The organism is Thermoactinomyces daqus, assembly GCF_000763315.1.
Classification (GTDB): Bacteria; Bacillota; Bacilli; order Thermoactinomycetales; family Thermoactinomycetaceae; genus Thermoactinomyces_A; species Thermoactinomyces_A daqus.
The window spans coordinates 1-26,534 of record NZ_JPST01000018.1 but is presented as its reverse complement, the minus strand read 5'-3'; the positions used below and the strand labels follow the sequence as shown (position 1 = coordinate 26,534).

At 44.0% G+C, this 26,534-nt stretch carries 32 protein-coding genes and 1 pseudogene; 5 read left to right on the top strand and 28 right to left on the bottom strand.

Features of this window, described 5'->3' with window-relative positions; all coding sequences use genetic code 11:
* Nucleotides 1-6: 6 nt before the first annotated feature.
* The 25 genes from JG50_RS0109040 to JG50_RS20975 form a co-directional block, all read right to left on the bottom strand.
* A complete protein-coding gene (locus JG50_RS0109040) occupies nucleotides 7-1,197 on the bottom strand; it encodes a hypothetical protein (protein WP_033100798.1) in 1,191 nt (396 codons plus the stop codon).
* Nucleotides 1,194-3,425, bottom strand: coding sequence for a phage minor head protein (locus JG50_RS18800; protein WP_052154146.1), 2,232 nt, complete (start codon nucleotides 3,423-3,425; stop codon nucleotides 1,194-1,196). The genes JG50_RS0109040 and JG50_RS18800 overlap by 4 nt, the downstream gene beginning before the upstream one ends.
* Before the next feature lie 4 nt (nucleotides 3,426-3,429).
* On the bottom strand, nucleotides 3,430-4,848 hold the full coding sequence (terL, locus tag JG50_RS0109030; RefSeq protein ID WP_081943807.1) for a phage terminase large subunit: 1,419 nt from the start codon (nucleotides 4,846-4,848) through the stop codon (nucleotides 3,430-3,432).
* Nucleotides 4,820-5,359, bottom strand: a complete 540-nt coding sequence (locus JG50_RS0109025; RefSeq protein ID WP_033100797.1) for a hypothetical protein — start codon at nucleotides 5,357-5,359, stop codon at nucleotides 4,820-4,822. Before JG50_RS0109025 ends, terL begins: the two co-directional genes overlap by 29 nt.
* 2 nt (nucleotides 5,360-5,361) lie before the next feature.
* On the bottom strand, nucleotides 5,362-6,294 hold the full coding sequence (locus tag JG50_RS0109020) for a ParB N-terminal domain-containing protein (protein WP_033100796.1): 933 nt from the start codon (nucleotides 6,292-6,294) through the stop codon (nucleotides 5,362-5,364).
* Nucleotides 6,258-7,565 (bottom strand): putative antirestriction adenine methyltransferase, encoded by a 1,308-nt coding sequence (locus JG50_RS0109015; RefSeq protein WP_033100795.1) that lies wholly within the window; start codon nucleotides 7,563-7,565, stop codon nucleotides 6,258-6,260. Before JG50_RS0109015 ends, JG50_RS0109020 begins: the two co-directional genes overlap by 37 nt.
* 68 nt (nucleotides 7,566-7,633) lie before the next feature.
* Complete coding sequence (locus JG50_RS0109010) at nucleotides 7,634-7,930, bottom strand: hypothetical protein (protein ID WP_152568529.1); 297 nt, start codon at nucleotides 7,928-7,930, stop codon at nucleotides 7,634-7,636.
* A gap of 187 nt (nucleotides 7,931-8,117) precedes the next feature.
* Nucleotides 8,118-8,531 (bottom strand): DUF488 family protein, encoded by a 414-nt coding sequence (locus JG50_RS20455; RefSeq protein WP_052154145.1) that lies wholly within the window; start codon nucleotides 8,529-8,531, stop codon nucleotides 8,118-8,120.
* Nucleotides 8,531-8,911, bottom strand: a complete 381-nt coding sequence (locus tag JG50_RS0109000; RefSeq protein ID WP_033100793.1) for a hypothetical protein — start codon at nucleotides 8,909-8,911, stop codon at nucleotides 8,531-8,533. Before JG50_RS0109000 ends, JG50_RS20455 begins: the two co-directional genes overlap by 1 nt.
* Before the next feature lie 590 nt (nucleotides 8,912-9,501).
* Nucleotides 9,502-9,648: a hypothetical protein gene (locus JG50_RS20040; RefSeq protein WP_160173834.1), complete on the bottom strand. Its 147-nt coding sequence runs from the start codon at nucleotides 9,646-9,648 to the stop codon at nucleotides 9,502-9,504.
* Entirely contained in the window at nucleotides 9,645-9,905 is a 261-nt protein-coding gene (locus JG50_RS0108995; protein WP_033100792.1) for a DUF3846 domain-containing protein, read from the bottom strand. The genes JG50_RS20040 and JG50_RS0108995 overlap by 4 nt, the downstream gene beginning before the upstream one ends.
* 82 nt (nucleotides 9,906-9,987) lie before the next feature.
* A complete protein-coding gene (locus JG50_RS0108990) occupies nucleotides 9,988-10,338 on the bottom strand; it encodes a hypothetical protein (RefSeq protein ID WP_033100791.1) in 351 nt (116 codons plus the stop codon).
* 548 nt (nucleotides 10,339-10,886) lie between these two features.
* The gene (locus JG50_RS0108985) at nucleotides 10,887-11,162 is read right to left on the bottom strand and encodes a hypothetical protein (protein WP_152568527.1); all 276 of its coding nucleotides are present in this window, start codon (nucleotides 11,160-11,162) and stop codon (nucleotides 10,887-10,889) included.
* Nucleotides 11,163-11,236: 74 nt separating this feature from the next.
* Nucleotides 11,237-11,668, bottom strand: a complete 432-nt coding sequence (locus JG50_RS0108980; RefSeq protein ID WP_033100789.1) for a RinA family phage transcriptional regulator — start codon at nucleotides 11,666-11,668, stop codon at nucleotides 11,237-11,239.
* Between the two features lie 170 nt (nucleotides 11,669-11,838).
* On the bottom strand, nucleotides 11,839-12,204 hold the full coding sequence (locus tag JG50_RS0108975) for a hypothetical protein (RefSeq protein ID WP_033100788.1): 366 nt from the start codon (nucleotides 12,202-12,204) through the stop codon (nucleotides 11,839-11,841).
* A gap of 5 nt (nucleotides 12,205-12,209) precedes the next feature.
* Nucleotides 12,210-13,526 (bottom strand): replicative DNA helicase, encoded by a 1,317-nt coding sequence (locus tag JG50_RS0108970; protein WP_033100787.1) that lies wholly within the window; start codon nucleotides 13,524-13,526, stop codon nucleotides 12,210-12,212.
* Complete coding sequence (locus JG50_RS18795) at nucleotides 13,498-14,313, bottom strand: helix-turn-helix domain-containing protein (protein WP_200880750.1); 816 nt, start codon at nucleotides 14,311-14,313, stop codon at nucleotides 13,498-13,500. The genes JG50_RS0108970 and JG50_RS18795 overlap by 29 nt, the downstream gene beginning before the upstream one ends.
* A gap of 288 nt (nucleotides 14,314-14,601) precedes the next feature.
* Nucleotides 14,602-15,150, bottom strand: coding sequence for a host-nuclease inhibitor Gam family protein (locus tag JG50_RS0108955; RefSeq protein ID WP_052154143.1), 549 nt, complete (start codon nucleotides 15,148-15,150; stop codon nucleotides 14,602-14,604).
* An 82-nt stretch (nucleotides 15,151-15,232) separates the two neighbouring features.
* Nucleotides 15,233-15,409 carry a hypothetical protein gene (locus JG50_RS20035; RefSeq protein ID WP_160173833.1) on the bottom strand — a complete coding sequence of 59 codons (177 nt, stop codon included), beginning with the start codon at nucleotides 15,407-15,409 and terminating at the stop codon, nucleotides 15,233-15,235.
* The gene (locus JG50_RS0108950) at nucleotides 15,406-15,606 is read right to left on the bottom strand and encodes a hypothetical protein (RefSeq protein ID WP_033100786.1); all 201 of its coding nucleotides are present in this window, start codon (nucleotides 15,604-15,606) and stop codon (nucleotides 15,406-15,408) included. The genes JG50_RS20035 and JG50_RS0108950 overlap by 4 nt, the downstream gene beginning before the upstream one ends.
* Complete coding sequence (locus JG50_RS0108945; protein WP_033100785.1) at nucleotides 15,593-16,051, bottom strand: hypothetical protein; 459 nt, start codon at nucleotides 16,049-16,051, stop codon at nucleotides 15,593-15,595. The genes JG50_RS0108950 and JG50_RS0108945 overlap by 14 nt, the downstream gene beginning before the upstream one ends.
* A 57-nt stretch (nucleotides 16,052-16,108) precedes the next feature.
* Entirely contained in the window at nucleotides 16,109-16,291 is a 183-nt protein-coding gene (locus JG50_RS0108940; RefSeq protein WP_033100784.1) for a hypothetical protein, read from the bottom strand.
* Nucleotides 16,263-17,270, bottom strand: a complete 1,008-nt coding sequence (locus JG50_RS18790; protein ID WP_052154142.1) for an ERF family protein — start codon at nucleotides 17,268-17,270, stop codon at nucleotides 16,263-16,265. Before JG50_RS18790 ends, JG50_RS0108940 begins: the two co-directional genes overlap by 29 nt.
* A gap of 218 nt (nucleotides 17,271-17,488) precedes the next feature.
* Complete coding sequence (locus JG50_RS0108930) at nucleotides 17,489-17,791, bottom strand: helix-turn-helix domain-containing protein (protein WP_033100783.1); 303 nt, start codon at nucleotides 17,789-17,791, stop codon at nucleotides 17,489-17,491.
* Nucleotides 17,782-18,048, bottom strand: coding sequence for a helix-turn-helix domain-containing protein (locus JG50_RS20975; protein ID WP_052154149.1), 267 nt, complete (start codon nucleotides 18,046-18,048; stop codon nucleotides 17,782-17,784). Before JG50_RS20975 ends, JG50_RS0108930 begins: the two co-directional genes overlap by 10 nt.
* A gap of 219 nt (nucleotides 18,049-18,267) precedes the next feature.
* Here JG50_RS20975 and JG50_RS20030 point away from each other — a divergent pair, with 219 nt between their 5' ends.
* From JG50_RS20030 to JG50_RS0108910, 3 genes are all read left to right on the top strand, one after another.
* Complete coding sequence (locus JG50_RS20030) at nucleotides 18,268-18,642, top strand: helix-turn-helix domain-containing protein (protein WP_052154141.1); 375 nt, start codon at nucleotides 18,268-18,270, stop codon at nucleotides 18,640-18,642.
* A gap of 130 nt (nucleotides 18,643-18,772) precedes the next feature.
* Nucleotides 18,773-19,219, top strand: a complete 447-nt coding sequence (locus tag JG50_RS18780; protein ID WP_052154140.1) for an ImmA/IrrE family metallo-endopeptidase — start codon at nucleotides 18,773-18,775, stop codon at nucleotides 19,217-19,219.
* A 267-nt stretch (nucleotides 19,220-19,486) separates the two neighbouring features.
* Nucleotides 19,487-20,656: a site-specific integrase gene (locus JG50_RS0108910; protein WP_033100782.1), complete on the top strand. Its 1,170-nt coding sequence runs from the start codon at nucleotides 19,487-19,489 to the stop codon at nucleotides 20,654-20,656.
* Between the two features lie 440 nt (nucleotides 20,657-21,096).
* Here the strand turns inward: JG50_RS0108910 and JG50_RS0108905 are convergent, their stop codons facing one another.
* The 3 genes from JG50_RS0108905 to JG50_RS0108895 all read right to left on the bottom strand — a co-directional run bounded on the left by JG50_RS0108905 (nucleotide 21,097) and on the right by JG50_RS0108895 (nucleotide 24,786).
* A complete protein-coding gene (locus tag JG50_RS0108905; RefSeq protein WP_033100781.1) occupies nucleotides 21,097-21,612 on the bottom strand; it encodes a hypothetical protein in 516 nt (171 codons plus the stop codon).
* Nucleotides 21,613-21,645: 33 nt separating this feature from the next.
* Nucleotides 21,646-23,433, bottom strand: a complete 1,788-nt coding sequence (locus JG50_RS18775) for an HNH endonuclease (protein ID WP_052154139.1) — start codon at nucleotides 23,431-23,433, stop codon at nucleotides 21,646-21,648.
* Nucleotides 23,434-23,715: 282 nt separating this feature from the next.
* Nucleotides 23,716-24,786, bottom strand: coding sequence for a hypothetical protein (locus tag JG50_RS0108895; protein WP_033100780.1), 1,071 nt, complete (start codon nucleotides 24,784-24,786; stop codon nucleotides 23,716-23,718).
* 335 nt (nucleotides 24,787-25,121) lie between these two features.
* Between JG50_RS0108895 and JG50_RS0108890 the strand changes: the two genes are divergently transcribed.
* Both JG50_RS0108890 and JG50_RS19305 read left to right on the top strand, forming a co-directional pair.
* On the top strand, nucleotides 25,122-25,466 hold the full coding sequence (locus JG50_RS0108890; protein WP_052154138.1) for a hypothetical protein: 345 nt from the start codon (nucleotides 25,122-25,124) through the stop codon (nucleotides 25,464-25,466).
* An 803-nt stretch (nucleotides 25,467-26,269) separates the two neighbouring features.
* A pseudogene (locus tag JG50_RS19305) lies at nucleotides 26,270-26,365 on the top strand (NucA/NucB deoxyribonuclease domain-containing protein); the annotation flags it as partial.
* Nucleotides 26,366-26,534: the final 169 nt, after the last annotated feature.

The window sequence follows — 26,534 nt, the reverse complement described above, 5'->3', positions numbered from 1 at the left end:
GAAACCTCACTCCTTATCAAAGATGTTTTCACGCTTAAAATCCGATGCTCGCGCCGCAGACTGACTATGAATCAGTTCAGGCTCTGTCTGGCGACCGGGTGTAAACCGCTGTTTTACCATCTGTTCGTACAAACGGATTTCTTCTTTCACGGAATCCAGATCATTTAGTTTCAGCAGCATGGAGCGGTAATTCTCCGCATCAAAGCTATCCCCAAAGGCACGAATCCGAGCCTTTACCGCTTGATCGATCGAATCCGCCAGATAGGCACGTCCCATCCGGACCTCTTGTTTCAATTGGCGCACTCCCTCGACGGTGGCGTAATCACCCAACTCATTTCTTAGTGCAATATCGTCAGATTGGCGGAAAGGCTCTCCTTCCGAAAGGATGTCGTACACCCGATTTTTTTCGATCTTGTTTTCCTGAATCGCTTGCCGCAGCTGTTCCAATAGATTCACTGTCTGTTCACTCCCTTTTTGAGATATAAAAAAAGAGCGCTGCCCATCGTCCAGCCGGACATGGTACTGGCGCTCCAAGCGAGCAATATTCTGTTGGGACAATTGCCCCTGTGACACATATTCGCGTGCTTTCTCGATATAGGCTCCCGGTGTGGCTCCTTTATAAACCGTTGATACTTCCCTTAATTTTGCATCCATCACCCATGCAAAATTGATCTGACCTTCTTCATCCTCAAGTCCAGGGATATGGTGACATTCCCAATCCCAAAGGTTCCGACCACACGACCCACAGCGGTACCACATGTCGGAGCCCCCGAAACCAACGGACAAATCTCTGATCACTCCTGTTTGGATCGCGCGAATCATATCGTTGGTATTGGCTCCGTTGATGTGCAAATCTCGGATAATATACCAGTAACCTCGAACTGCATGTCCACCCTCTTCCGTCGAAATGAGTTCACCGTGATAACTTCGCCCATAGGGATTCCGTGTAATATCATGGGATTCTTGAAGGCTGACCCCGGTTTGAAGATCCTCGACATAATTCCGAAGCGTGGTAGACGTATCCATCCGGGTAAAATAAGCGTCTGGCTGATCATTGGAGCAAATACCCGAAAAGGTAAAGACTTCTTCCGCTGTCACCGGCTCCAGCGTATGGCGGTTAATCAAATCCAAATCCATCTCCCGATTTTCCCCTATCAATCGAACAGGCAAATGGAGAAGGTTTGCTTGCTGGCTCATTTATTCACCCCTTTCTCTCCCCCCTCCAGTATCCGAAAGTAGCCGCAACGACAGTTCACGATATTATCTGCCGTTGCTCCAAGAGATGTATCACCCGGAAACATTAGCTTTTCCCCATTTACCACAAATGGCTCATCCAGCTGCTTGATTTGACCATCGGCCTCCAAATGCCAGGGCCGAGTCCGCTCCGGTTGATGGGCCGCAAACCACTCTTTGCCTACGACAATCCCCGATTGTTTATCCGCATAAAATTGCCCGGCCCTTGCCGCAGAAATCATTTCCGTTCGGGCAATCGTTTTAGCCCGTTCTTTGCTAAAGGTAAAGGAATTCCGCAGTGCCTCCTCTGCTTTATCGATTGAATACTCCCCCTCATTTACCACATCCCACAGGTCCATGATCACCTCATGGTCGGTTGTTTGCTGAAGGAGGTTTGCCGATTCGTAAGCCCGATTGGACAGCCATCGAAGCAATTGCTCATCGCGCGCATCGAAATCCATCTCCACCTCTAATTCCAATAGTGTCGCGATTCCAGCTTCTTCTGCCGTCTGTTGAATCCATTCCATTAATAATGCTTCCCAGTCATCAATCTGTACATCGGCATCATGGAGAATGATGCTCAAGACCCACTTTTCAAACTCTGACGAGGGATCAGCGTCATCTTCGCGTCTCGGCAATAAAAAACGAGTGGGGATTGGCTCCGCCTCCCGTAATCGCTGGACATAAGTTTTGACTTGAGATTGTAATTGGGCTTCAATTGCCTTTATTGCCTTGCTTGTTAACCGAGCCACATCGGACGCCCATGGGGTTTGGATCTCATTGACAAACTCATCGTCCTCCTCTTTTCGCGTTTTAGGCACACGCTTGATTTGCATGCGGCGTGACCTGCCCCCGACCACCGTTGACGAAGGGGACATCTGCGGCTCATTCACTGCTTCATGCCCGACCATTTCCATCGCAGCTTCATCGCTGGTGATCCATCCTTGTTGAATTTGTGCAATTTTCGTTTGGGTTTCAATCTGTTCAGCTTGCGCTTCGGCTAACCGATCAGTTGTTCGCAAGGGGTTGAAGGTGATTTTCGCCTTACTTTGTCTCCCCTGGATTTGCAGTGCTAAATTATATCCCTGTTCCAAGATTCGCTTTACACCGCGACGAATCGACTCGATCCCGGCAACATAGATTTGCCACTGAATAGAGCCATGCGTTTCGGTCGTCCCTTCATTCCTTCCGAGCAGGATTGGAAGTTGCTTCAACGCTGTTACCACCTGCTGGTTGATTACATCAATGATTTGCGTCACATCGATCGATTGCCCATTGGTTCCGCCTACCATCGAAACGGTAACCGAATCCGGGTGAAAGAAATTATCATCGGGCTGTAAATCCTTAAACCCTTGCTCAATTTCATAGATGTAATTCATCACAAAGGCACGAACTGCATCGGGTCCCTGTGCGATGATCGAGGGAGGCAAGTTTTCCATAATCGCTTTTTCAGCGATGGAAATATCAAAACGTGCATGCCCTTGATGGTGGGCAACCGCTTTGAGATCCCGTAATACCTCTACCTGAAAGAATACGATTTGCAGGATTGGAAGAATTGGGCTACGGCCATAGGGATCACCAATATCCGGGTCAATCGGATAGTAAAATATCTGTTCCTGGTTCAATACCTTGTATGTCCCATCCGATTGTCGTTGTACCAATTCGACTTCCCCAACTTCGTTCCGTCTAAAATCTAGGGAGGAAGGATCGATCGCATGGAAATCCACCACATCATCCAGCTTTTCATTTAACTCTATCTCTAACGCCAATGCTCCCTGGGTAAATCCGGACAGATTCAATACATTCACCAGTTGATCCGTTCCTCCGGCATAAAGCTTCCCTATTCTCCTCGACAAATCATTCAAATAGGCCAGCCCTGTTTTATCTGGCGATCCCGTTGGTTTTACACATTCCAGCGTATGCCCTTGGTTCGACAGGCGTAAAAAATTCCAGATCGCCATACTTGCGTCTGGATTAATGTCACGAATCAGCCTCAGCGTTTCTATGATATTCTTCTGGCGCAACTCATCCCGCTTAATCAATCCATCATACCAACCAAACTGCTTCTCCCATCGATCTCCAATCTGGCGACCGCCTTCCAAACGCTTCGTCAGTGATTGCCGAAGGTCGGCAAAATACTTCCTTACCTGTCTTCTGACCCGCCATAATTTCCATTTTTCGATGATCCACACTTCTTCATCCCCTCATGGTCCATCCTTTAATTGTAGGCAACACCACATGTTCGGGCGCTTCAAACTGTCGGAACCGGATCATGGCCTGAGAAAAAGCGTCCACTTGGTCATCGTTTTTCCCATTGGGAAAGGCCGCACACTCCTCCACAAAGTCATGAATCCACGGGGCAATACTTGGTTCGGGAATAAATACGTTCCCCGCTTCCAAGTCAACGGAAGCGGCTGCCGCTCGGGATTCCTTTCCACCTTCAGGATTCACCGGTATCAGTCCCGGAATCTCGTGTTGAAGCATTTGAATCACTGCTGGGCCGTTCGCTTTATCTTCAATCAGTTTGGTATAGGCATACGGATGTTTGGCAGATAATCCCCGAATCGCCTGCATCGTTGCCGGTAAATCCATTTGCCCCCGAACCTGATCGATCAAATATTTGTCTGCTCCGATCCGTCCCCATACTTGTCCGACCACATAGTCGCTATCTTTCTTATCCTTAAAAGTACAATCCCATGACTGGATAACCTCATCAAATCGGTTTGGCAATTGGCGATAATACTTCCACCACTTCCGTTTCAATATCGCTCCTTCTGCGGGGGAAGGTCTTTGTTGAAACAGAGCCGCCCATGTTTGGGAACCAACGGATTGTCTTGTTTCTTCCACCCATTTCTCATCGAACCCGTACTCCGGCCATAACGGTTCCCCAATCGCCCTGGCAAGGGGGTCATTTTCATTCTCACAGACCGCTGGCAACAAAAGAATTTCCCATCGACTTGGCTCAAATTGAAGTAACCGACCAGCTAAATCATCCTCATGCCATCGGGTTTGAATCAAAATCACTTTTCCTCCGGGTTGTAAACGGGTTCTGAGCGTGTTTTGCCATTCATTCCAGATGTTTTCCCGGTACGTTTCCGATTCCGCTTCTTGCTTATTCTTGATTGGGTCGTCAATAATGAGAAGATCCGCACCTTGACCGGTGATGGCTCCTCCAATGCCGACGGAAATCATTCCACCTCGATGGCCTTGAATATCCCAGTTCGTAACCGAACTGTTGTCTTGAGATAACTCGATTCCAAAAATCTTTTTTCCAAACTCAGCGATTTTATGTTTGTTCGCTCTTCCGAATTTCCTCGCCAACGTTTCCCCATAAGAGGTTAAGATGACACGTCTTTCGGGATTTCTCCCGATGAACCAGGAAGGAAATGTTTCCGAAACGGTCATCGACTTGGAGTGGCGCGGAGGCATAAAGATCATTAGACGATCCACTTCGCCCCTTTCCACCTGTTCAAGTTTCTTGCAAATGAGATCGGAATGGCGAGAGGGGATATACTGCCCGTAATGAACATATTCGATGTAAACGGAATAGTCATGACGAACCATTTCCATTTCGAGGGCGGACCAATCAATTTGATTCCATTCGTTTAAGTTCATAGACTCTCCGAAAAAGCTGTTTAACCAGCTCCCTTGATTCCGGATCGGTAAGGATTTCATGCTGTATTCTAACATTTCTACGCTGATCCACCTGCCCACTATGCTCCACTTCATGAATTTCGGTTGACTCTCCTCTGGCTAATCGCTCCACTTTTACCGCAATGTCAAACCAGCGAATCAAATCAGCAGGAGTCAATCGATTCGGATCAAGTATCCGCAGCCGTTCCAAGATTTTGTTTTGAAACATCATGGCCTGTTTCGCATGACGTTCTGCCATTTTTCGCCGCTCTTCCTCTTGGTGAAGGCGGTGTTGCCGATCCATCTCCAGATCATATTCTTTGGCCCGTTCCACCCAATTCCAATTGGAACTCCACCGATATAGCAACGTTTCCGATTTCCCCAACTTTTCCGCTACTTTCCCTATACTCCGGTTAGTTCCCATGTCTCGGTAAATAGCGAACGCTTCAAATGCTTTCTGGCTCTCACCCCTCTGCCTTTCCCACAACTTCATGATTACTCACCACTCAAATATTCGGCTGCCCAATACTCCAACGCTTGCCATTTGTTTTTGCTTGTAATGTCACCCGCGGACATCATTTTTTCAACTGCCCGTAGAATGATCTCTGCGGTGGGAGCAGGAATCATGTCCGTTCCGATCACACTGGAAATAGGCACAAAGTTTTTGTGGATAACTTCTCCTTCTTCGTCCAACCAACCGGCCTTTAAATCTTCTTGGTGTCGTTCAAACACATCAAGGATCAACATGATTGCTGTTTCTCCGTTGTGGATGTTGTACGCTCCCTGCGTTTTTGCCACAGTATCCAGCAGGCGACTGTATTCGGTGTTACGGGCAAGGATCGCATCAGAAGCAAGCTCGTTTTTCACCTTTTCCAATACTTCTACCAGCCGCTCCGCTTCCTCCGGCAAAAAGACAAAAGAGAGAGACAAATAATCCAATTGCGCTTCGGTCAATCCCATGACTTGGACTTTTTCAAGCTGTTCCAAGACCTTGTCATCCAGTCCCGAATAGTATTTAAGGGTCAAGTCCTCAATCTCGTTGTACAGCTCCTGCAAAATGACCGGATCATCTTCACCCACCAGCGAATTATGGGCAAGCTGGACCGCGATCTGCTCGTCCCTGGTCATAGGCTTGTCTGTGTATATCACCAGTAGTTCAGTGAATCCCGCCACTTTCGCCGCCTGTACCCGATGGTTGCCGCTCAAGACACGGTACTTTCCTTCTTCCGTGAGATAACAAAACGGGATAGAGGATAATCCCCCGTCCCGTTTGATATTATTGACCAGATTTTGAAAGGTCTCGTTTTTCATGTATCGAGCGTTCTTTTCAAGCAGTTCACACTCGTCAATAGAAATTACCTTTAACTTGAAAGGGCCAGGTATCCGCTCATTCAGTTGGTCGACTTGCTGTGTTTCTTGAGCCACCATTTTAGCCCCTCCTCCAGCGACCATTTCCCTGCATTCCCCCAATAGTTGAGCCTGCTCGGATTCTCTTTTCGGCTCTGCAACCAAAATAACCCCCGGTACTTCATTGAAACGGGTTTGTCGGTAAAAGCGGTCGTAGCAATGATCTGAACCCGACTGTTGATGCCCTGCTCAATCATCAGCTTGACCTCGGTACTTAGAACGGCTGCCAAAATAAGTTTGGAAAGCCGCTTATATCTCACGGGCCGGATCACGAAGTCGGTCATCAAATAGGCTCCACCTTGCCCATGCTGGGGACGGGACAAACCGATCGCCCCGATCAACTTACCATCGATTAATACTGCCAGATTTAACGTCGCAGATGCAGGCGCGATCCCGGGGTTTAAATACAAACTCCGCAATGTATTCATCTGTCCCTGGGTGATCTTCATGATTGACAGCTTTGAATTCTCCATGATCACGTCTTTCTCAGTAAACCTGGGAATGTTCACGACTTGCGTTTTCTGGTGCGGCATGGTGATCCGCAAAGGCGCTTTGTTTGCATAGACAATCACAGGCTTGCTCCGAAGCGAGGTCTGCATCCGTCCGACTTCATATTCCTCCAGGCCTTCAATCGGCTCATCACGAGCCATCATCCACCATTTTTTCTGTTTCACATATTCAACCATTGTTTTCAATCGATCTTTATCGAAAATCTCATAGGCCGGTTCGTTCCAGTGAAATACTTCATTGAATGCCTTATACAACTTTTCATATCCGCCTTTATAGGTAGGGGGGAAACTGATAAATCCGGCCTCTCTTGGTGCGATAAGAGTCCACTCTACCACGTCACCGGGCCAAAAATCAGCCAGGTGGACTCCCTCGATCCCTTTCAACACCCTCTCGCAAGTTTCCGTAAGAAGACGATCCCATTGTTTCCGGTATGCTTCGCGCCTCCGCATGAAAAAAGGCTCTTTCCGATTAAATCCATCTAACATCGTTGTGCATAAGAGCAACGTTGCGATCCGGCTCACTCCATCCTGCATGTACTCCTCCAACCACTGCCAATCGTCGTGTTTAACACAGATATCCCAATCTTTCCCGGCCAGATGATGCCCAATCGTGCAGGTATATAAACTCACATCATTTCCGTACAGATTAAATCCTCGATCCTTTAAGATTCGCTCAATCGTGAAGTTGCCCGAGCAGCCGATATAAACATCTTGGGTATCCCATCCTCTTGTAACCTCCGACACCAAACAGCGCAGATCTTGGTTAATACTGCCCACAAACATCCATCCACACCCTTTGCCCTTAACAAATAAGAAATCCCTGAGAATTGATCCCAGGGACTTCCCTTTATTTATATTGAAAGAGCCGCATAAACACTTGACGATTCATATCGAATCACAATTTTTCCGTCTCTGATTCCACCATACATCGGCCCGTTGAAACCCGACAACGTCGGCTGATAGTTTAATTCTTCACTTGTTACTCGCGATTCCCAATAACCGGATCGTTCATATTTCGCCGTTAACTCATCTGCTGATTCAAATGTCTCTACCCTAAAATCCGAAACCACTTCATAAAGAAATTGATTTTGCATATTATCCGCTCCCTCAAAGAATTTTTTCCTCGAAAACCCGTTTGCCTTTCTCAATCTCATCCTCCGGGGACTTCCCGAGCATGAGGTAAAAATCGGGATGAACCAAACACTCATATGCCCGCACGATCTTATCCCGATCATTTTTGGCTCAGACCAATCCGAAAAGATTTTGCGATCCGTAACGCTTCCTTCACATTGCCGCTCATGTAGGCTTCCCTCGCCAGTTCCGTTTTCTTCTTCATCAGAAGAGACTCCCTTGAATATCTGAATCATCGTCTTTCTTTTTAGTACCGCACTGGCAATAAGGAAGCGTTTCACTTCTATCAAAACCAAACTCAGGAACCACAATGCCAAGTTCCGACTCGAACCATTCTGCCACCAAACGCCGATGACACCAGTCGTTATGTTTTTCAAAACAGAGAAGCACAGCATCTTCTCCCAATGATTGATATAACTGAACCGGATCAAGACTCGCGAGTTTCTTGAGAAAGAGCCGATCATATTCTTCACGCGGCATTTTCAACATGGCCCAGGTTGGGGCCAACCGGAACTCATGTTCGCCTTTATACATTTTAGGAAGGCCGATGGAGATTGCCACCGGCCTCAGCCCTGCTTCAATGATCTTTTGCACGTTTGCGAAGTTGGAGGTGTACATTAAACAGCTTCCTCCTCTTCAAGCTCTACGTCCGTATATTCAAGCCGCCTGCATTGTTCGAGCGTTGCTTTTTCAATACATTTCAGGTTGTAAAGAAACTTTTCTTTGCCCATCGCACTTACCGTAAAGGATTCAAAGGGCTGGTTCTGTTTGATCACCAACCATTCGTCCCCGCCATCGATTTGATTGATGAAGCAAATCTCGCCCAAATGGAAGCCCTGTCCCAAGCACCAGTTTCCGTGAGACAAATTCTCCCACAAGTCTTCGTGATCCTTACACTCAGCCAGCATGTCAACGGAGAATTCCGGGTCGTACGCTTCGCTGATCCAAGGATTGTCCATTCCAACCTGATACCAAACTTTCTTCCAATCTTTTTTCATCTTTAACACCCTCCTCAGTGTTGGGAAGCGGAAAGGGTGACCACTCCCTTCCCGCACTTTTTACTTGGCTACTTCTCAGGACGATCAGGCCGTTCCGTTACGAAATCGAACAATCGTTACCTGGAATTCTGATCCGTCTTTCGTCCGAATGACCAGCCCTTTGTTGTAGGTTAAAACCCCTGCATCTTCGAAACATTGGATGTGCAGTTCATCTTCTGCTTCCTCCAGTAAGGAATGGCAGATGAGCAATTCGAGTTTTCCGTCATTTTCAACACCCTCCTACGTGTTGCCCGTTGACCAGGCCGTTTCACCGATTGATTAACGGTTTGGTAAATCGATCTATTATCATCCTACTTTATTACCGCTCTATTTAAAAATTTCATACACATAGATACTCATAGGTAACTCGTCATACACTGTCCAACTCTATCTACACTTTTGATATACTTAAAATTACGAAGCCTAAGCGGGCCTGACCAACCCGCAGACATGCCTTGGTCCTCCTACCAAGGCTGGCTTCTTTTTATTTTAAGAAACCGACGGCAACCGCCATCGGCCTGAAATCCACATTTTTTCGTCTGGTCGAACCCTCACCAAACAATGATATGAGTTTCGATATAGTCATCCGGGTCAATCCGTTTGTTTTCTTCTTCAGTAACAGAGTGAAAATGAATCGGTAATGTCGATAACAACATCTCGATCTCGTCATCCGTCAACGATCGAAACTCATCATTCATGAAATAACAGTACCAAAGAACACATCGTTCACACCGGGTTTTCTTGGTTTCAGATTGGCTGGCTTCCGATCCAGCTTTCCACAATCATCAATGGCCATTGTCAATCCAGCACCCAGATTGATAAAGTCCAAGTAAGTGCAGCCAATGATTTCACGAAGCCGCTCAAAGTTCCCTTTTGGAACTTCCATCACTTGATACGTTTTGAATGGCTCCTTGACCACGATCCGGACCAATTCACCTTTTTGATTTCCGCTCATCATGACATTCCCCTCAGGTATGAAAATGCCGTTCTATTGAAAGGAGGACGGTGGAATCCCACCGGCCCCCGTTCCCGCGTGTTTATCTCCAGAATTCTTCCAGCGTTTCGGTTTCAATGCGTTGAATGAGTCTGTAAAAATCGTACTTGTCCATATTACGAGGAGGCGTGTAATATTCCAAATACACATCCCCTTGTTTCAAGACCATCCAGTCAAAACCGTCGCCTTCCATTCCGACATTGATAAAGCAAATGTCATCGTAGTAAAAAGCAGAACCGGTTGACTGCCTGCTTTTCACCCATTTGAACAGTTCATCGAGACCGTTGCACTCATAAAAATCGTCTTTGAGCAACGGATCTTTCGCGTGCGCTTCCCGAACCCAAGTATTTTGAAGCGCAGCTTGGTACCATACATCAATCCATGATTGGTTCATCAACAACACCCTTTCTGTGTTTTCGGAAACAGTTGACTAGGCTGTTTCCGTGATGATTTGGTCATTTGACCTATTATCATCCTAATACATAGTTAAACTTTTTAAAAAAGTCATACATAAGGGTGTTATTGAATACACTATCATTGGTTGAATAACGCCAACATTCACTATTCCGCTCTTAAAATTACTATTTTTACTGTATAATAAAGATTGAAGCCAAGCGGGCCTGACTAACCCGCGCATGCCTTGGTTACCTTTCGACCAAGGCTGGCTTCATTTTCGTGATCACCATAGCAAAAGAAAACGCCGCCCTTCCGAAATAAAGAAAGTGGCGACGTATGTATGCAATGGGTTTACCGCTACTCCGACTTCCAATATCATATTACAACATTTTATAAGCCCAAAAGTGCAATCAAGGTGCGAAACTACACCATCTTTTTAGAGATATAGGGGACAGAGCGATTTAGAGCATCAACATTTATAACTGTTGCTGATTCTGTGCCCTGGCTTCCCTCTTCTACACGTTCCAGTTCATGCATACCCCCGGGTTATTCCATGTTCAACCCATAAAGGAGAATCATAGTTCCCATAGCTATAAATCGTTCCGGAAACACCCAACTCCATCCAACATAGAACACAGGATGATACCCAAGAGAGATTAACTGTGCTGCGATTTCCTCTAGTGTCAAAACCGCATGTCTTCCACCCAGCTCATGCCATTTCAACTCATCTTTATTCACCAATACCTCTTTTTCGCCTTTACGTGCGATGATTCTAAGAGAACTTTCGCTTCCCGCATATATGTTTTTCTCTGCCAATTTCATTCGCCCAGCCTCCATATCTTTGTCTCCAACTTCGCTTTTTAGGTATTTATCCTTTGTCAAAATCATATCTTACACTATCTCCAACCCAGTTGATTCGCAATTTGCAACACGATTTCATCTCTCCAGGCAATAGCGGTTCGCCTGCTCACAGGAATTTGTCTGGCAATCCCTTCCCATGTAAGTTCTTGAGGGGTTGTCCAGTATTTCAGTTGAACAAGTTTCTTTTTCTCTTCGGGTAATCGGTCATAAACGGTACGGATCGCCTCTACAATTTTTTCTAACTGCTCAATCCTCCGGTGGGCGATCAATAGAGTAACGGTTTTGCCCGTTGGGTCACTGGGAAGAGAGGTTCTCCCACCGCCGATATTCTCAAAATACGGGGTTGAATGTAAAATCTCCGCTCTTAATCTTCTTACTTCCTTTACCGTATCCCAATAAGAATAAAGCTCAGACTCTATATGTTTGAAGGTTCCTGTTTTCAATTTTTCTTCTCTCGGCACTCCCATCCTGCTCCACTCCCTTGGTTCAAGAAGTTTTGTATCGAACAAGTGTCCAACCTTCCTGCTTTACACAATGATGGAACATGCAGACCTTCCCGGTAAGAAGCCATACACAACCCGCACAGAGATGCTTCTTCTTTTTGGCTTCTTCCAGTTCTAAAAGCTGTTTGATCCTTTTATGTCTTTTCCCCATCGTTCCCCACCCCTTTCCATCTAATTGAGTTCTCGAACTCGGCAATTCCCTCGTCAATCTCCTCTGGAGAGAGTTCCGGAAAAGTGGATAACACTTCGTCTCTTGCCGGCTTAACATTGGAATTTAAAAACCGATATTTTAACCAGTTATAAACATGCCAACGATTCAAATGATCTCCCCCGTATTGCAAGACTCTTTCACAAAGAGCGTCATACAGCTTCATGCCTTTTGCGTAATCCTCCGGCTTAATCAGTGGATTTTCTAAATACTGTGCCCCCTTTACGATCCGTTCCAAGTATTCAACATATTGCTCATCTGTTGTAATCGGCGGAATATGAAATCCCGTCATATCGTTCACTCTTTCTTTAATGGTGGCAAATCAACAAAGTCCTGAATCCAACCTTTGAAAGCATATCGAAACTCGTTTACTCCAATATCTCGCCCTTTCGCAATGAAAGACTGAACGACCCTGGCTCCGATCAAGTGTAATCCGGGATTCATGTCCTCCGGGTTCTCCCAAAGAAACTCCACGACATCTGCATCTTGTTCAATATCGCCACTTTCCCTAAGGTGTTCTAACGATGGTTTCAGCGCTTTTTTGCCCTCCCGATTCATTTGGGCGAGCATAATCAACGGACAATCCACTTCCATTGCTAAGTTCTTGGCTTTTTTGCTGACTTCCCCGACCGCCTGCGCCCTTGTCATCCCTGTTGGTTGAGGAATATTCATGATGCCCAGGTAGTCGATGAAGATCGCTCCCAATCGACCGTATTTCCTTTTCAATTGCCGGGCCATCGACCGGACTTCATCGATTGTGACGGCTTTCCCATCGGCAATATGAAGCGGCAACTGTTCAAGCTGATTAAATGCTTGATCCACTTCTTCAAATTCCGTGGGGGTTAGCTTTTTCAACCGCAACCGGTTAACAGGGATTCCCGTGATGGAGGCAATCATACGGTTATAAAGGGCTTCTTTTTTCATTTCCTGGCTGATGATTGCCACCGCTCCATGATCTTGCGCTGCGATTCCTCTTGCCATTTTCAGCATTTTTGCCGTCTTCCCAACAGATGGCCGTGCGGCAAGGATATAAAGCCATCCTCGCCCCAGTCCACCCATCCATTCATCAAATTGCTTGAAACCGGTAAGAATCAGGTCATCTTTTTGTCTCAAGTAGTCCATATAGTCTTTCCGGGTATCCTTGATATGAACCAGGTCATTTCGGATACCTGGCCTGACAGAATCGGCCAACTGCTCAATTCGCCTGAACAGATCTTCATTATTCTCAAATTGATCCTGAAGGACTAATTGTTTGATTTGTTCACCGACGGTAGCGACACGCCGCCGGATCGACCGCTTTCTCACGATCTCGGCATAGTGCTTGGCATTTGCGGAAGTCGGGACGGCTGCGGCCAGTTCATTCAAGTAAGGAACCCCTCCAACTTCGTCCAAACGTTTGTAGATGACCAGCATTTCAGTAAGCGTAATCGGGTCGATCACTTTATCGTTTGAATGCATGTAGAGCATGGCTTTCCAAATCATTTCATGGGCAAAAGTGCTAAAATCCCTCGCTTCCAACAGAAAAGCCAGATCATCCATTACTTTGTTGTCAATCAAGACCGAACCAATCACAGCTTGTTCGGCCTCAATGATTTTTAGCTGTTCCAAGTTCATTTGGATCAGCTCCCCTCTCTAACCATGCGTGAAATCCCTTTATATCTTCAGGACTGTGTCCTGCCGCCACCCACCGATTAAAGGCAATAATCCTTGCCTGTTCGCTGATTTCCTTTTGCTCTCTGGCACGATCTCTCTCAGGAAATCGAACGACATTGCCGTTTCTGCTATTCATCTGCGCCAGTAAGGTTTGAAATTGTTTTCTTAGCTTTTCGGGTGAAAGAATATTGCTTTGCCAAAAGTGGTGACTGGTCGCCCAATCAATCACAGCAACAATCGTCTTTTTATCCCGTTTATCGATGGTCAATATCTTTCGGCAATCATCCGCCCATTTTTGCATGTTCTTGGCTTCATAATCTGGATTCCATTCATGGATCTTCCTCAGCAGGTACTTTGCCATTTTCATATACTCAGAATCATCATCGTACTTGCGACGATGATCTTTTTTTTGTTTCGTTTTGTTTTGTTTATTTAATATGGAAGGATTGCCGGAAACACTGTCGGAAGCAGAGCCGGAAAGATTGTCGGAAACACTGTCGGAAAATTTGTCGGCAATATTTGCAGACAAGCGGTTTAATTTGTAAATGGCTGATCGGTTCCCCGATCGGGATTTGAAGTCAATAAACCCCTTTGTTTTCAACTCGTTTCTTGCATTTGCAACACTTCGTTCTGATAGTCCGGATTTGTGAGATAGCACCGTGACAGCTACGGAAAACTCTTCTGCCCATCCGGTTTTATTGCATGTGTGCATCAAGGCGTGCCACAGTGCAATCGCGGATGCGGACAATGGTTTTACCTCAAGCCGGTCATAAAATGCCCTAATCTCCAACAAATAGTTCATGTCTAAAACCCCTTTAAAATCACGCCATGAGCGAATGTCACACCTATCGGATCACCAGCATATCTTAAAGTTCCTCCAAACAATCCTTTCTTGCTCCGTACTGTACTCAATGAGGGTCGGCTATCTTTCCCCCCAGAGGCAGAGTGTCACCGGGGGAAAGAACCATCATCACTGGATGTAACCCTCCGCTTTCAAAGGACGGTGGTTAGTCCGTCCCTTGCCAAGATATCCCGTCTATTTCACAATCTCGATTTTCAATTCATCCTCCCGATGTTCTACCGACACCCCGTCGATAACCATACCGGTTTCCGGGTCCACAACTCGATTGCCCTGAATTTTAAATGCTTTTCTGAGCCCGTTTTTATCCGGCTCCTCTTTGATACGAATTAAGTCGATGCGGCCCAAATCTTTGAGCGATTGAACCAAGGTTTTCTCTTGATAGTTCCATTTAGGCTGCTGCTTGCGGAATCCAATCTTCCCGTTCGGCAAATTCATTGATTTAAATTCAGGGTCTTCGTGCCTTAACTCATTTGCATAAGCCGTCAACAATCCAGTCAAGTAATCCAAATCCCAGTCAATTTGTCCGTTCACCATTTCAAGCCAAGCATAAATTTTTTCGATCTCTGATTCAGCCAGAGCGATGTTGCCAGCTATTTTGCTTTGAAGAGCTTTGATTTTTCTAAGTACCCAATTGGCTTTTTCCGGTGAGTCAACCACGAAATGCTCTTTGATTTGCTCTTGTTCCTCCAAGAAATCATGCAAGCTGATTTCATTGATTACCATTTTGGTTCACATCCTTTGATAGAGGGCGGCACAAAGACCACCCCAAATCGACAGACTAGTCAGACACATATGTCGTCAGCTTTTACCCAATCACGTTGAAGTCGATGGACTCTTTTTTTACTGAGTAATTCTTACCTCGATACTTGATGTAAATGATGCTCTCCTTAACCCGGAGGTCAATCATCAACTTGATCTCGAAAAAATCGAACTGAACGTCTGAACCGTCAACCAACTTTGCTTTCATGATGATCTTTTTCACAGACGAACCACCAAATCTTCGGCAAAATAGCAACCAAAGTTTTTTGTCTTGATGACCGTTCGCCCGTTAACCGTAAAGATCGAAGCAATGGTGTCCATTTGTTTTTGGGCACAAACGATGGGATCTCCCTCTCGCAGATGATCAACCGGTTTATTGACAACAGCTTGAAATACAATGCGATCCTTATTCTTTTTCATCTTCATCACCTGCGGATTGGAGTAATTGATTTCTTTGATCTTCCAGTGCTTCAATCCCTTTCAGAAGCCGTGCAACAACGGGGTTGGTCGAAACAAGGACGGATTCGGTTGATTTTGGGGATCGAATAAAGGTGTTGCCTTTCCCATCGCAGAACCACAATAAATCTGATTCCGACTTGATTCTCGTTAAGTCTTCGACTTTTTCCCATTTCAAATCAATCTGCTTTTGAACCTCATTTGCCTCACGATGCTCATAAAACCAAATGGAGGCAATTTGGCTTCCTGGGATGAAAATCCGTTTTTCTTCCCTTTCAATGATCAAGTTCGGGAATTTGTACCCTTCTTCATGGTCAAGTGAAATTTCGAAGACCCGTTGGGAATCTTGACCCAACACTTCAATGGTTTTATTGTCAACCATGCAAATTTCAGCTTTTCTGATGAACATCTCTTTCTCCCTTTCTTGGGAGCAAACCGGGCAGGCCAGCCACCCGGCTGCCCGATTTTATACAGACTGCTTGATTTGACGAATGGTGTAAACCAGGTCATCGTCCAGAATGCGACGAATGGCTTCCGTATGTCCGAGGTCCAATGCTTGGAGAATCTGAATCCGAATCCGTTCCAATTCCTCCACCTGTTCCGAGTCAATCACATGATACTCAGGAAGTCGCAGATAATTGGTTTCCATCTACTCCATCCTCCATCTCCACATGGATTTCCTCATCCAATCGCTCATTGTCCAGTCCCAAATCCTGATTTCCTTCTTGGTCTGAGGCAATCTGCTGGTCCCTAGAGGATGTGGTTTCAACTGGTTCTCCAGCTTCCAAATTGTCATCAGATTCTTGACTGGAAGATGTCGCTTGTTTTTCTTTGAATTCATTGACGGCTCTCACGATTTCAATTTCTGTTGCATTGCTCAAGGAATTGTTCTTATCCTTGCTCAAGAACTTGTTGATATCCGCGAATTCTTCATCCGTGACATCCGCTCGACTCGATTTTTTCGTGAAGGCGTACACGATGGCTTTTTGCCTTTTGGTGGTGATCTTCTTTTCACCACAAATTGCAAAGAAACGTCTTCTCTGCGCTCCATTTCCTTTTTGTTGTTTCGTTTCTTCTTGGTTCTCTTCCGCCAGTTGGTTCCACGCAGCCAAGTCTTTTTGCTTGGAAGGCTGTTGCTCGTGTCGATTCAGCTTTTTGAACTGGGATTTTGGTTGCTTCTGTTTATCACTTACGGGCTGAACCGGAACCGCATCACTATCCTCATCTGCTGCAAGTCCTAAGGCCAGGCTTAGAGAGTACCGTCTGGCGTAGGTAATGGCTGATCCTTGCTTTTGCGATGCCGTATTGGTTTGATTCCTCTCGTCTTCTTTCACCGGGATTGGTTCAAACTCAATCATTTCTCCCGATTCGTGAACCAGAATCGTGTAAATTCCAATAACCTTGTTGTTCTCATCCCGTACAGCGTTTTGAAACCAACCTAAGCCACTTTCTTTCATAGGTTGACGAATCACATCTGCAATGTGGGCCAAATCTGCATACTTGTACGAGTAAGATCCTCCGTTCTTGGTATGAATCGTAGCTGTTTGATTTTTGGGCGGGTTTTTTACCAGTCCTTGAAACTTCACAAAGGCCGCGAGAATATTGGTGTTGTTTTCGGCGAATTTCATTACTCGCTCACCTCGTTTTATTTGGCACATGTACATCAGCCAAAATACCGTCCGTTGGAGGGATAACGATTCCCTCCGTTGACCTCCAGTCTGTCGATCTGTTAGACTAGAGGTATCCAAATTTCTTTTTTAAGCTCGCTTGTCGCCACAAGCGGGCTTTTTGCTTTCACCATCATCTCTCTTAAACCACAAAACCACCCCCTTTCAGTACCCAAAATCTAGCCATGATTTATCGAAGCTTGACTATTCAGCCATTCCTCCAAGGCTTTCCGGGGAATCAGAAATCTCGTTCCAGCCCGAACCTTTGGAAAATCCGGACGACAAAGGAAATGCTCTCTTAACGTAGGTACAGATACTTGCAGTTGCTCAGCAGCTTGTTTAACCGTTAAAGCTAAAGGTTTATCTTCCATCTCCTTGGTTTCAACAATTTCGATCATCCGCTCAAGAATATGTAATAGTTCACGCGATTTATCCAATTGCGAATTTGACGATGATGGGATTGTCATTTGCCCTAGTCGCAATGTACCTCACCTCTCTGAGTTCCTGTGGAACGTAACGGATAGACTTTTACATAGAGCTCGTCCAAACTCACTTGAAACAAATCAGCGATCATGATTAAATGCTCCGCTTTCATCTGGCATCTGCCTTTTTCAAGGTAGTGGTATCCAAGCACACTTTTATATCCTAGAAACTTTGACATAAACTCTTGGCTAAACCCCTTGTGAATCCTAAGTCGTTTGATCTTTTTAAGATCAATCAGGACATCACAGGTTTGCATAGGTTTACTCAGAACAATCACCACCCTTCCATTAAGGAATGTGGATATTTCCGTTTTGTCATTATATCTATATCCTACTTTCCGTTATGGCAAATGTCAAGTAAGAAAACTTACGTAATGGCATTTGTCTCTATTGATTTTACCTTTTCGGTTATGTATAATTGCCGTATCGAAATTACCAAAATGGCAACTTCAATCCGATCAAGGGAGGTGAATACTATGTCAATTTTAGGGGATCGCCTCAGACTGGCTAGAAAAAGAAAAGGTTGGACACAAGCTCAACTCGCATCTGCACTTGGTGTGAAAGAATCCACGGTAAATCGCTACGAAAATGGTGGAAGACAGCCAGATTTCGAGCAGCTTACCAATATCGCAAATCTTCTTGAAGTATCTCTTGAATATCTTGCTGGTCGCTCTGAAAATCCAAAGATTCCTGAGAGAGAGAATGACAAGGACCATGTATTTGATGAAATCGATACTTTATGCCTTCATCAACTTGGCGATTACACGAAAAAACTGCCCCCACAAGCGCAGGAGCAGTTACGCGAAATCATTATTGCCTATTTGAAGACATATCCCAGAAAGGTTGATTAACAAAAAACTTTAATCAATTGGACAAAAAATCAACAAACGCTCCGAATAAAAGTAGTAATACCTGTTTGTATGTAATATTTTATATACAAACGGTATCTATTACTTTTACTGTACAGGAGGCGGATATCGGATGTCATTGGACTTATTTAACATTGCGAATCAAGAAGGCATTGAAATTTGGTACAAAGAGTTAGATCCGCCCCTGGAAGCTATCTATTTGAATTCATTGAATCGCCCACCCTTGATCGTATTTGCCAACAGAATTGTTCATAATGACCCGTATTTCCGATGTATTTTTGCGGAGGAACTGGGACATCACTTTACATCTTGCGGCATAGCCGTCTGCCATCAACGGCTTAACAACCGGAAAGCAATAGAGATCGGTCGGATCGAGTTTAGGGCTATGCGTTGGGCTGCGGAATTCTTAATTCCATTCAAAAAGCTCATACGTGCTTATTCTAAGGGGATTACCACCTTCCATGAATTGGCTGATTATTTCCAAGTAACTGAAGAAATGGTTCAATTTCGATTTAAGTTACTTAACATCCGAAGAATGGGTTCAACAGATGTTTTATAGTCAACAAAATAGATATTTCTATCAGCAAAGATAAAGAAAAACTATCCGGGGAAACGATCATGATTCTTTATGCATGTGATCAATGTGAGAGAAAGAAAAAGAGCTTGGTTTTACCGGAGAACTGGATTACAATGCTAACCAAGCTCCCCAACACCTATGCAGAAAACCACTTTTGTTCTTGGGAGTGCCTTGCAAGATACAGAAATAGTGAAAAGAGTCTGAGCCATAGGTAGGGGAGCTTAGTATCTGATTGGTAGGGGGAACTGTATGAAAGGACATGTTCGTAAGAGAGGGAGTAAATGGTGCTTTGTATTAGATATTGGACAAGACCCACAAACAGGCAAGCGGAAGCAGAAATGGTTTAGCGGGTTTAAAACTAAAAAAGAAGCCGAAAAAGCACTGATCCAAAAAATTCATGAACTTGAGCAGGGGACCTTTGTTGAACCTGCTAAAACAACCTTAAAAGAATATATGGAACGGTGGCTAGAAGACTACGCAAAGACTGCTTTGAGACCATCAACGCTTCAAACGTACAAAACCTATATCAATGCACATATTATTCCCACTTTAGGTGCGATCACTTTACAACAGCTTCAACCTATGCATTTGCAACGCTTTTACAATGAGAAGCTCACAAATGGAAGGGTTGATGGGGAAGGGGGTTTATCACCGCACACAGTAAGATACCTTCACGTAATTCTTAAAGAAGCACTAGGTCATGCAGTAAAATGGCAATTGCTCAGTCGAAATGTTGCAGACTTAGCTGATCCTCCAGCTCTTGGAAAAAAGGATATCATCACATTGGAACCTGAAGAAGTCACTTTGTTCCTTGACCACGCAAGAAAAGATCGATTATATATAGCATTTCTTCTCGCGATCACAACCGGGCTACGAAGAGGCGAAATCCTTGGGCTACGGTGGAAAGACATCAATTTTGAGGCTAAAACTGCAAGTATAAGAAAGAATTTAGTAGTAGTGAATGGGAAGCCAGTATTACAAGAGCCTAAAACCAAAGGCAGCATTCGTTCAGTTTCCCTTCCGTCTACTACGATCGAAGAGTTAAAGAAGCACAAAAGAATACAGAACCAAGAAAAATTACTAGCAGGTGCGGGTTACCAGGATAATGATCTGATTGTGGCAACATCGGTCGGAACCCCGGTCAGCCCAAGAAATCTTCTAAGAAGCTTCTACAGAATCATAAAAAAAGCCAATCTACCTGATATTAGGTTTCATGACTTGCGGCACACACATGCCACCCTAATGTTAAAACAAGGGGAGCATCCGAAAATTGTGTCCGAAAGGCTAGGCCATTCAAATACACGAATCACAATGGACATTTACAGTCATGTTCTCCCTAATATGCAACAGGAAGCCGTTGATCGATTCGAAAAAATGTTCCTCGAAAATAGCAAGATTTCCAAAGTAAATCGCCATTGAGTGTATGTTTGCAAAATGTTTGCAATCAGCACTCTCCTCGACTATCCCCCGCCTTACATAATAAGAAAAACCCCTGAATTCTCAAGGGTTTTGGTTGGTGGAGCATAGCGGGCTCGAACCGCTGACCTCTACACTGCCAGTGTGTCTTCGCCCGATTATCCGGGTGAATTTGAATGTACTTTCGTTGAAAAACCCGCATGAAATTGGGATTCTTCGCAGTTCCATTTCTACTCTGGTTCACCCTAGTTACTATTAGTGTGTGGTCAAAATGTGGTCAAGCAGTGGTTCTTCCTTACCACCATTTTTTCTTTAATTTGCCTGGTTTCTATTGGACACGTTTATTACTCTTGAAATCTGACACTAATGGGAGGTTTCTGAGGATTTTCACTCAAATTACTTGACCGCTGTACCAATAATAGTAGAATAACACATGCCCTACATTATGTGTTTTTAATTTTTGCATTAAGTTCCGCTTCTTCATACCAAGTTCTATCTTGGAAATAAAATGCTTTTGAAGAATCAGTTTGTTGAAAAACAATATGATAGGGTAAATTCTTACCCCCTAATTGAAAATATAAATCACATAAGTAATTTGCGTAATAATTTCTTGCATAGTCCATTACTTCATCTATTAACTCGTAATCATAATCCTCATGATCTTCAATCCAGACCAAGTCAAGCCCCTCAAAGGGTTCGCAAGCAAAAACTGCACTTTCCAAAGAAGAATCACTTATTTGATTTCCATTTTTATCGACGGAAATAATTTGTCCAAAAAAGTCATCTTTAGGTAGCGGCCTTGCCTCATAAAAAAGTTCATCAATGTCAAAGTAGAAGTGAATCACTTTCGTCATGGGATGGTAAGGAAAAGTCACCACGGTTTTCATGTTTTCTTCAAATTCCGTATGCTCTTGCTTTATATTCGTTTTAATCTTGGACTTAATATCTTCTAAATTCATCGTCTTCGCCTCCACTATCTAATATACTATTTTTTATCTATGGTCGCCTCCCCATGTTTTTCTTCCACCAAGGTGAGGATTTTTCACATGAACTTTATTTTCTACAAGTTGCATAGTTCCTGGGTCCTTTGATCCTTTATCTTTACCGAGACCTTCATGATGATGCCACACATAACCAATAGGTGTATTACCATCATTAATATACTCCTCAAGTTTATCCAAAAATTCTCTTTTTAGTTCAGGGTCATGATTTAGCTTGTTAACCAAAGTCGTAGATCCTTGTCCTCTTATTAATGTATCATACTCTTCTTGTGTCAACTTGCTCCTTAAACCGCTCACCCTAAAGAACTTCTTTAATTTAGTAGCTGGGTTACCAGGACCAGTACCAAACTCTAGTGTTTCAATGAAATGGTTTTCGATATCATTTTTAATTTTCGAATCTGTCCTCATCACATAACCAAGGGATTTATTTAGATAATCAAATTGAGTTGCATCGCCTTGGTACCATCTACTCTTATGTAAAACTTCCTCATAAACAGTAAAATCATCAAAATCAGGAAACCCTTCTCCAATATCATTATATGTTACCTCTACTTCTTCTCCATCAATTTCTACTGTCTGCGTTTTTCCGGCTTTACCAGAAATATTAAAATAGCGTTTATTACCTTCAATATCAATTACGTACCTTCCGTTACTGTCAACTCCAGTTTCACCATAATTGGGATGTATTTGTTCAGGAGGTTTTCGTCCTCCAGTGGCTACCGGATTAGGTCTTTCTCCGCCACTTTTACCCTCAGCTGCATACAAGCAACCAAATAGTTCGCTCCCGGGTAACTTAAACGACGCAAAATATTTCCGCACCGGTTGGTAACCAAAACATTTTTCCGCATTTTTAAATGCCGTTTTGACTTCAAATTTCTCAGCGGTTACCGTGATTTTGTTAAACGCCTGGACGACGGCCTCAGGATCAAGGGCAAGAAGACCAGTAGTGATGCTTGCAACGGTGATAACCGAAGCGGCGATCTTGTTGCTGAGGATCGTCTTCCGCAGTGTGGAAAGTGCACCTCTCACCTTGGAGACGGTCTGCGGGATACGGAGTTTTCGAGCTGTTTCTTGAACGAGGTTGATCCCTCTTCCGATCCGGCCCAATTGCCCCAGTTCGGCTGCTCTGCTGACCTTGGAGACTCTGCTTACCAGTGCCACTTTAGCCAGTTTGGTAAAAGAACCTACGCCTTTTGTTCCTGCTACAGTCCCGGCGACATACCCAGCCCATTTGTTGCTACTTATTTGATCACCATTGATGACATCCCGTTTAAACGAATCAAAAATGCTTTTCCATATCGCCTTTAGCGTTTGGATAGGATGCAAGATAAAATTTAATACCCCATTTAATATCCCGATCACAGTATCAACAGGGTGGAGGATCATGTTTACAAAATCCATCGCAGATTTTGCGATCCCGCTCTTGTAGCTTGCTCGTGCAATCAGAATAAAGAGGACAGTCCCAAAAAGGCCAGCCCGCCAATCACCCTTCTTTGCTTTGTTGAAAGCTTTGTGCTCAATTCCTTCTAACCATTTCAATTTGCTGAGGAATGCTCTTCCTAACCATTTGAGAGTACTCTCAGCCTGGTTCAATGATTGCTCTTTCGTCGGTGCCGGGCCCTGTTGAACCTTTTCAAAGTGATCATTCACGTGGGGAACATTAAAGCTGCTTCCACTGGCAAAAACTTGACCGCTACCCAAAATACTTATGCCAACAAATGCGAAGAGAAAAACGATGATGAAGAGTTGAAAAACTTTACTTACATCAAATCGCCTCAAATTCCCCTCACCGTCCGCTTATGTATTTTTTATAGCAATATATTATGTCAAGCGGGAATTGATGGAAAGCAGGGTTCATTGTTTATCACAAAAAGTTCTAATCATTTCACATTGATAACCTTCTAGCTCAGTGGAGCTAGTCTTAATCTTACATTAATTAAACAAACCCACGATCTTCTTAAAAATTGTGGGTTTGCTGATATCTTTTCGAACAATCTTTTAACGACTATTATGTCCTTAACAATAACACATACTCCAACTTGGCGTTTCATTCAAAAGGATCTATTTGAGGTCTCCGCCCAGCCATAACTTAGGTATATTACTATCATATACAGAAGGCTCTCCGAAACGATCAAAAATTTTTAGCTTGCAGGTCTCGCACTCGGCCATCAATATTTTCCACCATCCATCAATCATTTCCCCATTGTCATCGTAATCCCAGTCTTCCTCTTTAAATAGAATTAAAGATTCATATCCACATACAAAACATTCCCTAATATCATAGATATCGCCACTTTCTTCTATCAAGGCCTTTGCTTTCAATACACCTTTACTTCTTTTATAACTTTTAAATAACATCCTACCTTTTTTGGGAATATTATAACATGCTCTTCCAATAGCCTTATTTAAAGCTATCTGATTGTAGTCAATCTGATCTTTTTTCGTCAGATCAATAATGTTCTGTATAGGATCTATTGATGCAATCGGCTTCTCGTACATCCAAGATCTCTCAAAGCCTTTATAGAGAGAATTATTAATTGCCTCCAAGACCAGCGGCAAAACTCTTTGGCCAATAAACTTATCTAATTCAGTGTACCTAAGAACCCAAGTTCCTTTGTGCCAAGCCCTATTTCGACATTGATTTAAAAAGGTCAGGGTTCTATGATTGTAATCATTTTTGAACAATTCACATAGAGGCTGATTATAATCTGTTCTCGTTAAGCTTACTAGCCTACTTAAAGCAGTTGAAAACTCCACTGTTTCATCTCGGAATATAGCCCTCGTATTATTCATTACTTCAATAATCTTTTTACTGTTCTTATCATCTAGCTTAGACAGCTTAACAGGAAGTAACGGATGGACTTTTCGTAATGTATCCTTAATTAAGAGTTCGAAAAAATGATGAAAATGGAAGATTGTTTGCAAATAAATTTCCTGATATCTAAGTAAAGTTGTAAGATATTCATCGTGCTCCGTGTCTACATTTATTCCATCCAGATCGTGATGGTGGACAATATCTGTTGAAAAGTAAGCTTTAAGTGCTAATTTTAATGATACAAAAGCCGATTTTGTTTTATCCTCATCCTTATAAGGAACTTGCATACCATACCTTTCAAGTTCATCTCTAGGCATAAATCAACCTCCAATTGCTTCAAGCTCTTTGTATTCACTTTGATATAACAGGCAAAAGTGGAGTATTGCTTTTTGTGACTTCACGTGATGATAACAGACACCCAAAGCTAAATTAATAAGCAATTTATTAATAGACAAAGCATACTCTGTACATTCGGATAAAATGCAATATCAGCATATCTAATTCGAGCTAGTCTTCTGTTTTCCTTTATCTTCAACAAAAAAACATTAGTAGACGTAATTCTTGTATAAATCATTTGTTATATATCATGTTCACACTGATAGGTAGCCTTATTAATTATTGATAGAATTTTTTGATAAATTAGAGGGACGATATGCTCAAACTCCTTCACTATTTTGTGTTTGCTGTGACGTTAGCTTGTTCTACATTTGCCGCTTTTCCTCATAGCATTTTAACCAACCCTATTCAGTCCTATAGCGATTATGATGTTGTACTTTACTTCCCACTTGATCATTACCCGGAGACTGGAGATCACATTCGGGATGCCATTGTAGCTGGTCATCCCGATATTTGTACCATTGACCGGGACGGAGCAGATGAAAGACGGGACGAGTCATTGGCTCATTATCCCCCGATCGATGGTTATGATCGAGACGAATGGCCAATGGAAATGTGCCTCGAAAGTGGTACGGGTGCTGATGTCCGAGTGCGCCTGTAAGGGCGGAAATCACCTGTGGGCAAGGTGCAGGCAAAAGGTCAGAACAAATGTCATCATCCAACTTATACGCTAGGGAAACCGAGTGGAGAGTGTAGCATGTTGGAAAAGCCATAAGTTACTGAGTTACCACAGTACGACTGAATGGCGAGATGAAAAGTCATAAACAAGGATGAAGGCTAAACTGCTTGAACGACAGTGCAAGGGGACGGCGTCAACAACGAAAGGTAGCTAGGAACGTTGTTTAGTCATGAAACGTGTGTTTACCGGATACACATATCCTGTAGTAACGCTTTAGCGTACGGTGTTACTAGCGTGACCCATGACTAACCGACCTCTGTAAGAGGTAAAGGACGAACGTCGCATCCGAAATTATGACAAGCCCTTTCCTAATTGTCTAAACAGGGATCACCTATGTTGGAATGCCACTTCGTGGCTATGGCACGAAGGTGTCTGAATATCCAATATGGTGACGGAGTTCCCGTAGTAGTCTGAGCTAGGGAAAGCCTAGTACATGGCGAAGGGGAACAGCTTATCAGTCTAACACCAAATTGGGAGGAAGCGTGAGGCTCATGAGAAGTCCAAAAGTGGTGTTAGATAGTCTAGCCTCAAAATCAGAAGCCTTGCCACTTTGACTTACACCAAGGCAGGCTAGACTGATATGGAGAGCCGTATACATCGAGAGGTGTACGTACGGTTCGGAGGGGAGTTCTTGGAAACCTGTTGTTAGGAACGTCTAACCGGGGTTAAGCAATCTATGGTTAGGCCTAACTCAATAAGGCGCCGGGTTCTTACCTTACCCTACTATCTCTCCTTCTGACAACAGAGGAGCTGGCGCATGGGTTGGAAATCAATTAGAGGATTATCCAGATGGAACATGGGTAAAATTTATCGCTCAATGAAGAAATTGAGTAGGAGGGGGCGACTAACCCCCGTCCTCTCACACCACCGTACGTACCGTTCGGTATACGGCGGTTCACTCAAGTCTGACGACACAGGAAATATCGTTCACCCATGCTCTTCAAACCCTGACTCTGCCAATAGGCAGAGTGAGGTTGTTGACAAAGAAGG

What these genes read in the sequence shown, in the direction of transcription:
- JG50_RS0109040 (WP_033100798.1), bottom strand. Translation starts at nt 1,197, where the DNA reads ATGAGCCAGCAAGCAAACCTTCTCCATTTGCCTGTTCGATTGATAGGG.
- terL (WP_081943807.1), bottom strand. Translation starts at nt 4,848, where the DNA reads ATGAACTTAAACGAATGGAATCAAATTGATTGGTCCGCCCTCGAAATG.
- JG50_RS0109025 (WP_033100797.1), bottom strand. Translation starts at nt 5,359, where the DNA reads ATGAAGTTGTGGGAAAGGCAGAGGGGTGAGAGCCAGAAAGCATTTGAA.
- JG50_RS0109020 (WP_033100796.1), bottom strand. Translation starts at nt 6,294, where the DNA reads ATGGTGGCTCAAGAAACACAGCAAGTCGACCAACTGAATGAGCGGATA.
- JG50_RS0109015 (WP_033100795.1), bottom strand. Translation starts at nt 7,565, where the DNA reads ATGTTTGTGGGCAGTATTAACCAAGATCTGCGCTGTTTGGTGTCGGAG.
- JG50_RS20455 (WP_052154145.1), bottom strand. Translation starts at nt 8,531, where the DNA reads ATGTACACCTCCAACTTCGCAAACGTGCAAAAGATCATTGAAGCAGGG.
- JG50_RS0109000 (WP_033100793.1), bottom strand. Translation starts at nt 8,911, where the DNA reads ATGAAAAAAGATTGGAAGAAAGTTTGGTATCAGGTTGGAATGGACAAT.
- JG50_RS20040 (WP_160173834.1), bottom strand. Translation starts at nt 9,648, where the DNA reads ATGAATGATGAGTTTCGATCGTTGACGGATGACGAGATCGAGATGTTG.
- JG50_RS0108995 (WP_033100792.1), bottom strand. Translation starts at nt 9,905, where the DNA reads ATGAGCGGAAATCAAAAAGGTGAATTGGTCCGGATCGTGGTCAAGGAG.
- JG50_RS0108990 (WP_033100791.1), bottom strand. Translation starts at nt 10,338, where the DNA reads ATGAACCAATCATGGATTGATGTATGGTACCAAGCTGCGCTTCAAAAT.
- JG50_RS0108985 (WP_152568527.1), bottom strand. Translation starts at nt 11,162, where the DNA reads ATGAAATTGGCAGAGAAAAACATATATGCGGGAAGCGAAAGTTCTCTT.
- JG50_RS0108980 (WP_033100789.1), bottom strand. Translation starts at nt 11,668, where the DNA reads ATGGGAGTGCCGAGAGAAGAAAAATTGAAAACAGGAACCTTCAAACAT.
- JG50_RS0108975 (WP_033100788.1), bottom strand. Translation starts at nt 12,204, where the DNA reads ATGACGGGATTTCATATTCCGCCGATTACAACAGATGAGCAATATGTT.
- JG50_RS0108970 (WP_033100787.1), bottom strand. Translation starts at nt 13,526, where the DNA reads ATGAACTTGGAACAGCTAAAAATCATTGAGGCCGAACAAGCTGTGATT.
- JG50_RS0108955 (WP_052154143.1), bottom strand. Translation starts at nt 15,150, where the DNA reads ATGGTAATCAATGAAATCAGCTTGCATGATTTCTTGGAGGAACAAGAG.
- JG50_RS0108950 (WP_033100786.1), bottom strand. Translation starts at nt 15,606, where the DNA reads ATGAAAAAGAATAAGGATCGCATTGTATTTCAAGCTGTTGTCAATAAA.
- JG50_RS0108945 (WP_033100785.1), bottom strand. Translation starts at nt 16,051, where the DNA reads ATGTTCATCAGAAAAGCTGAAATTTGCATGGTTGACAATAAAACCATT.
- JG50_RS0108940 (WP_033100784.1), bottom strand. Translation starts at nt 16,291, where the DNA reads ATGGAAACCAATTATCTGCGACTTCCTGAGTATCATGTGATTGACTCG.
- JG50_RS18790 (WP_052154142.1), bottom strand. Translation starts at nt 17,270, where the DNA reads ATGAAATTCGCCGAAAACAACACCAATATTCTCGCGGCCTTTGTGAAG.
- JG50_RS20975 (WP_052154149.1), bottom strand. Translation starts at nt 18,048, where the DNA reads ATGCAAACCTGTGATGTCCTGATTGATCTTAAAAAGATCAAACGACTT.
- JG50_RS20030 (WP_052154141.1), top strand. Translation starts at nt 18,268, where the DNA reads ATGTCAATTTTAGGGGATCGCCTCAGACTGGCTAGAAAAAGAAAAGGT.
- JG50_RS18780 (WP_052154140.1), top strand. Translation starts at nt 18,773, where the DNA reads ATGTCATTGGACTTATTTAACATTGCGAATCAAGAAGGCATTGAAATT.
- JG50_RS0108910 (WP_033100782.1), top strand. Translation starts at nt 19,487, where the DNA reads ATGAAAGGACATGTTCGTAAGAGAGGGAGTAAATGGTGCTTTGTATTA.
- JG50_RS0108905 (WP_033100781.1), bottom strand. Translation starts at nt 21,612, where the DNA reads ATGAATTTAGAAGATATTAAGTCCAAGATTAAAACGAATATAAAGCAA.
- JG50_RS0108895 (WP_033100780.1), bottom strand. Translation starts at nt 24,786, where the DNA reads ATGCCTAGAGATGAACTTGAAAGGTATGGTATGCAAGTTCCTTATAAG.
- JG50_RS0108890 (WP_052154138.1), top strand. Translation starts at nt 25,122, where the DNA reads ATGCTCAAACTCCTTCACTATTTTGTGTTTGCTGTGACGTTAGCTTGT.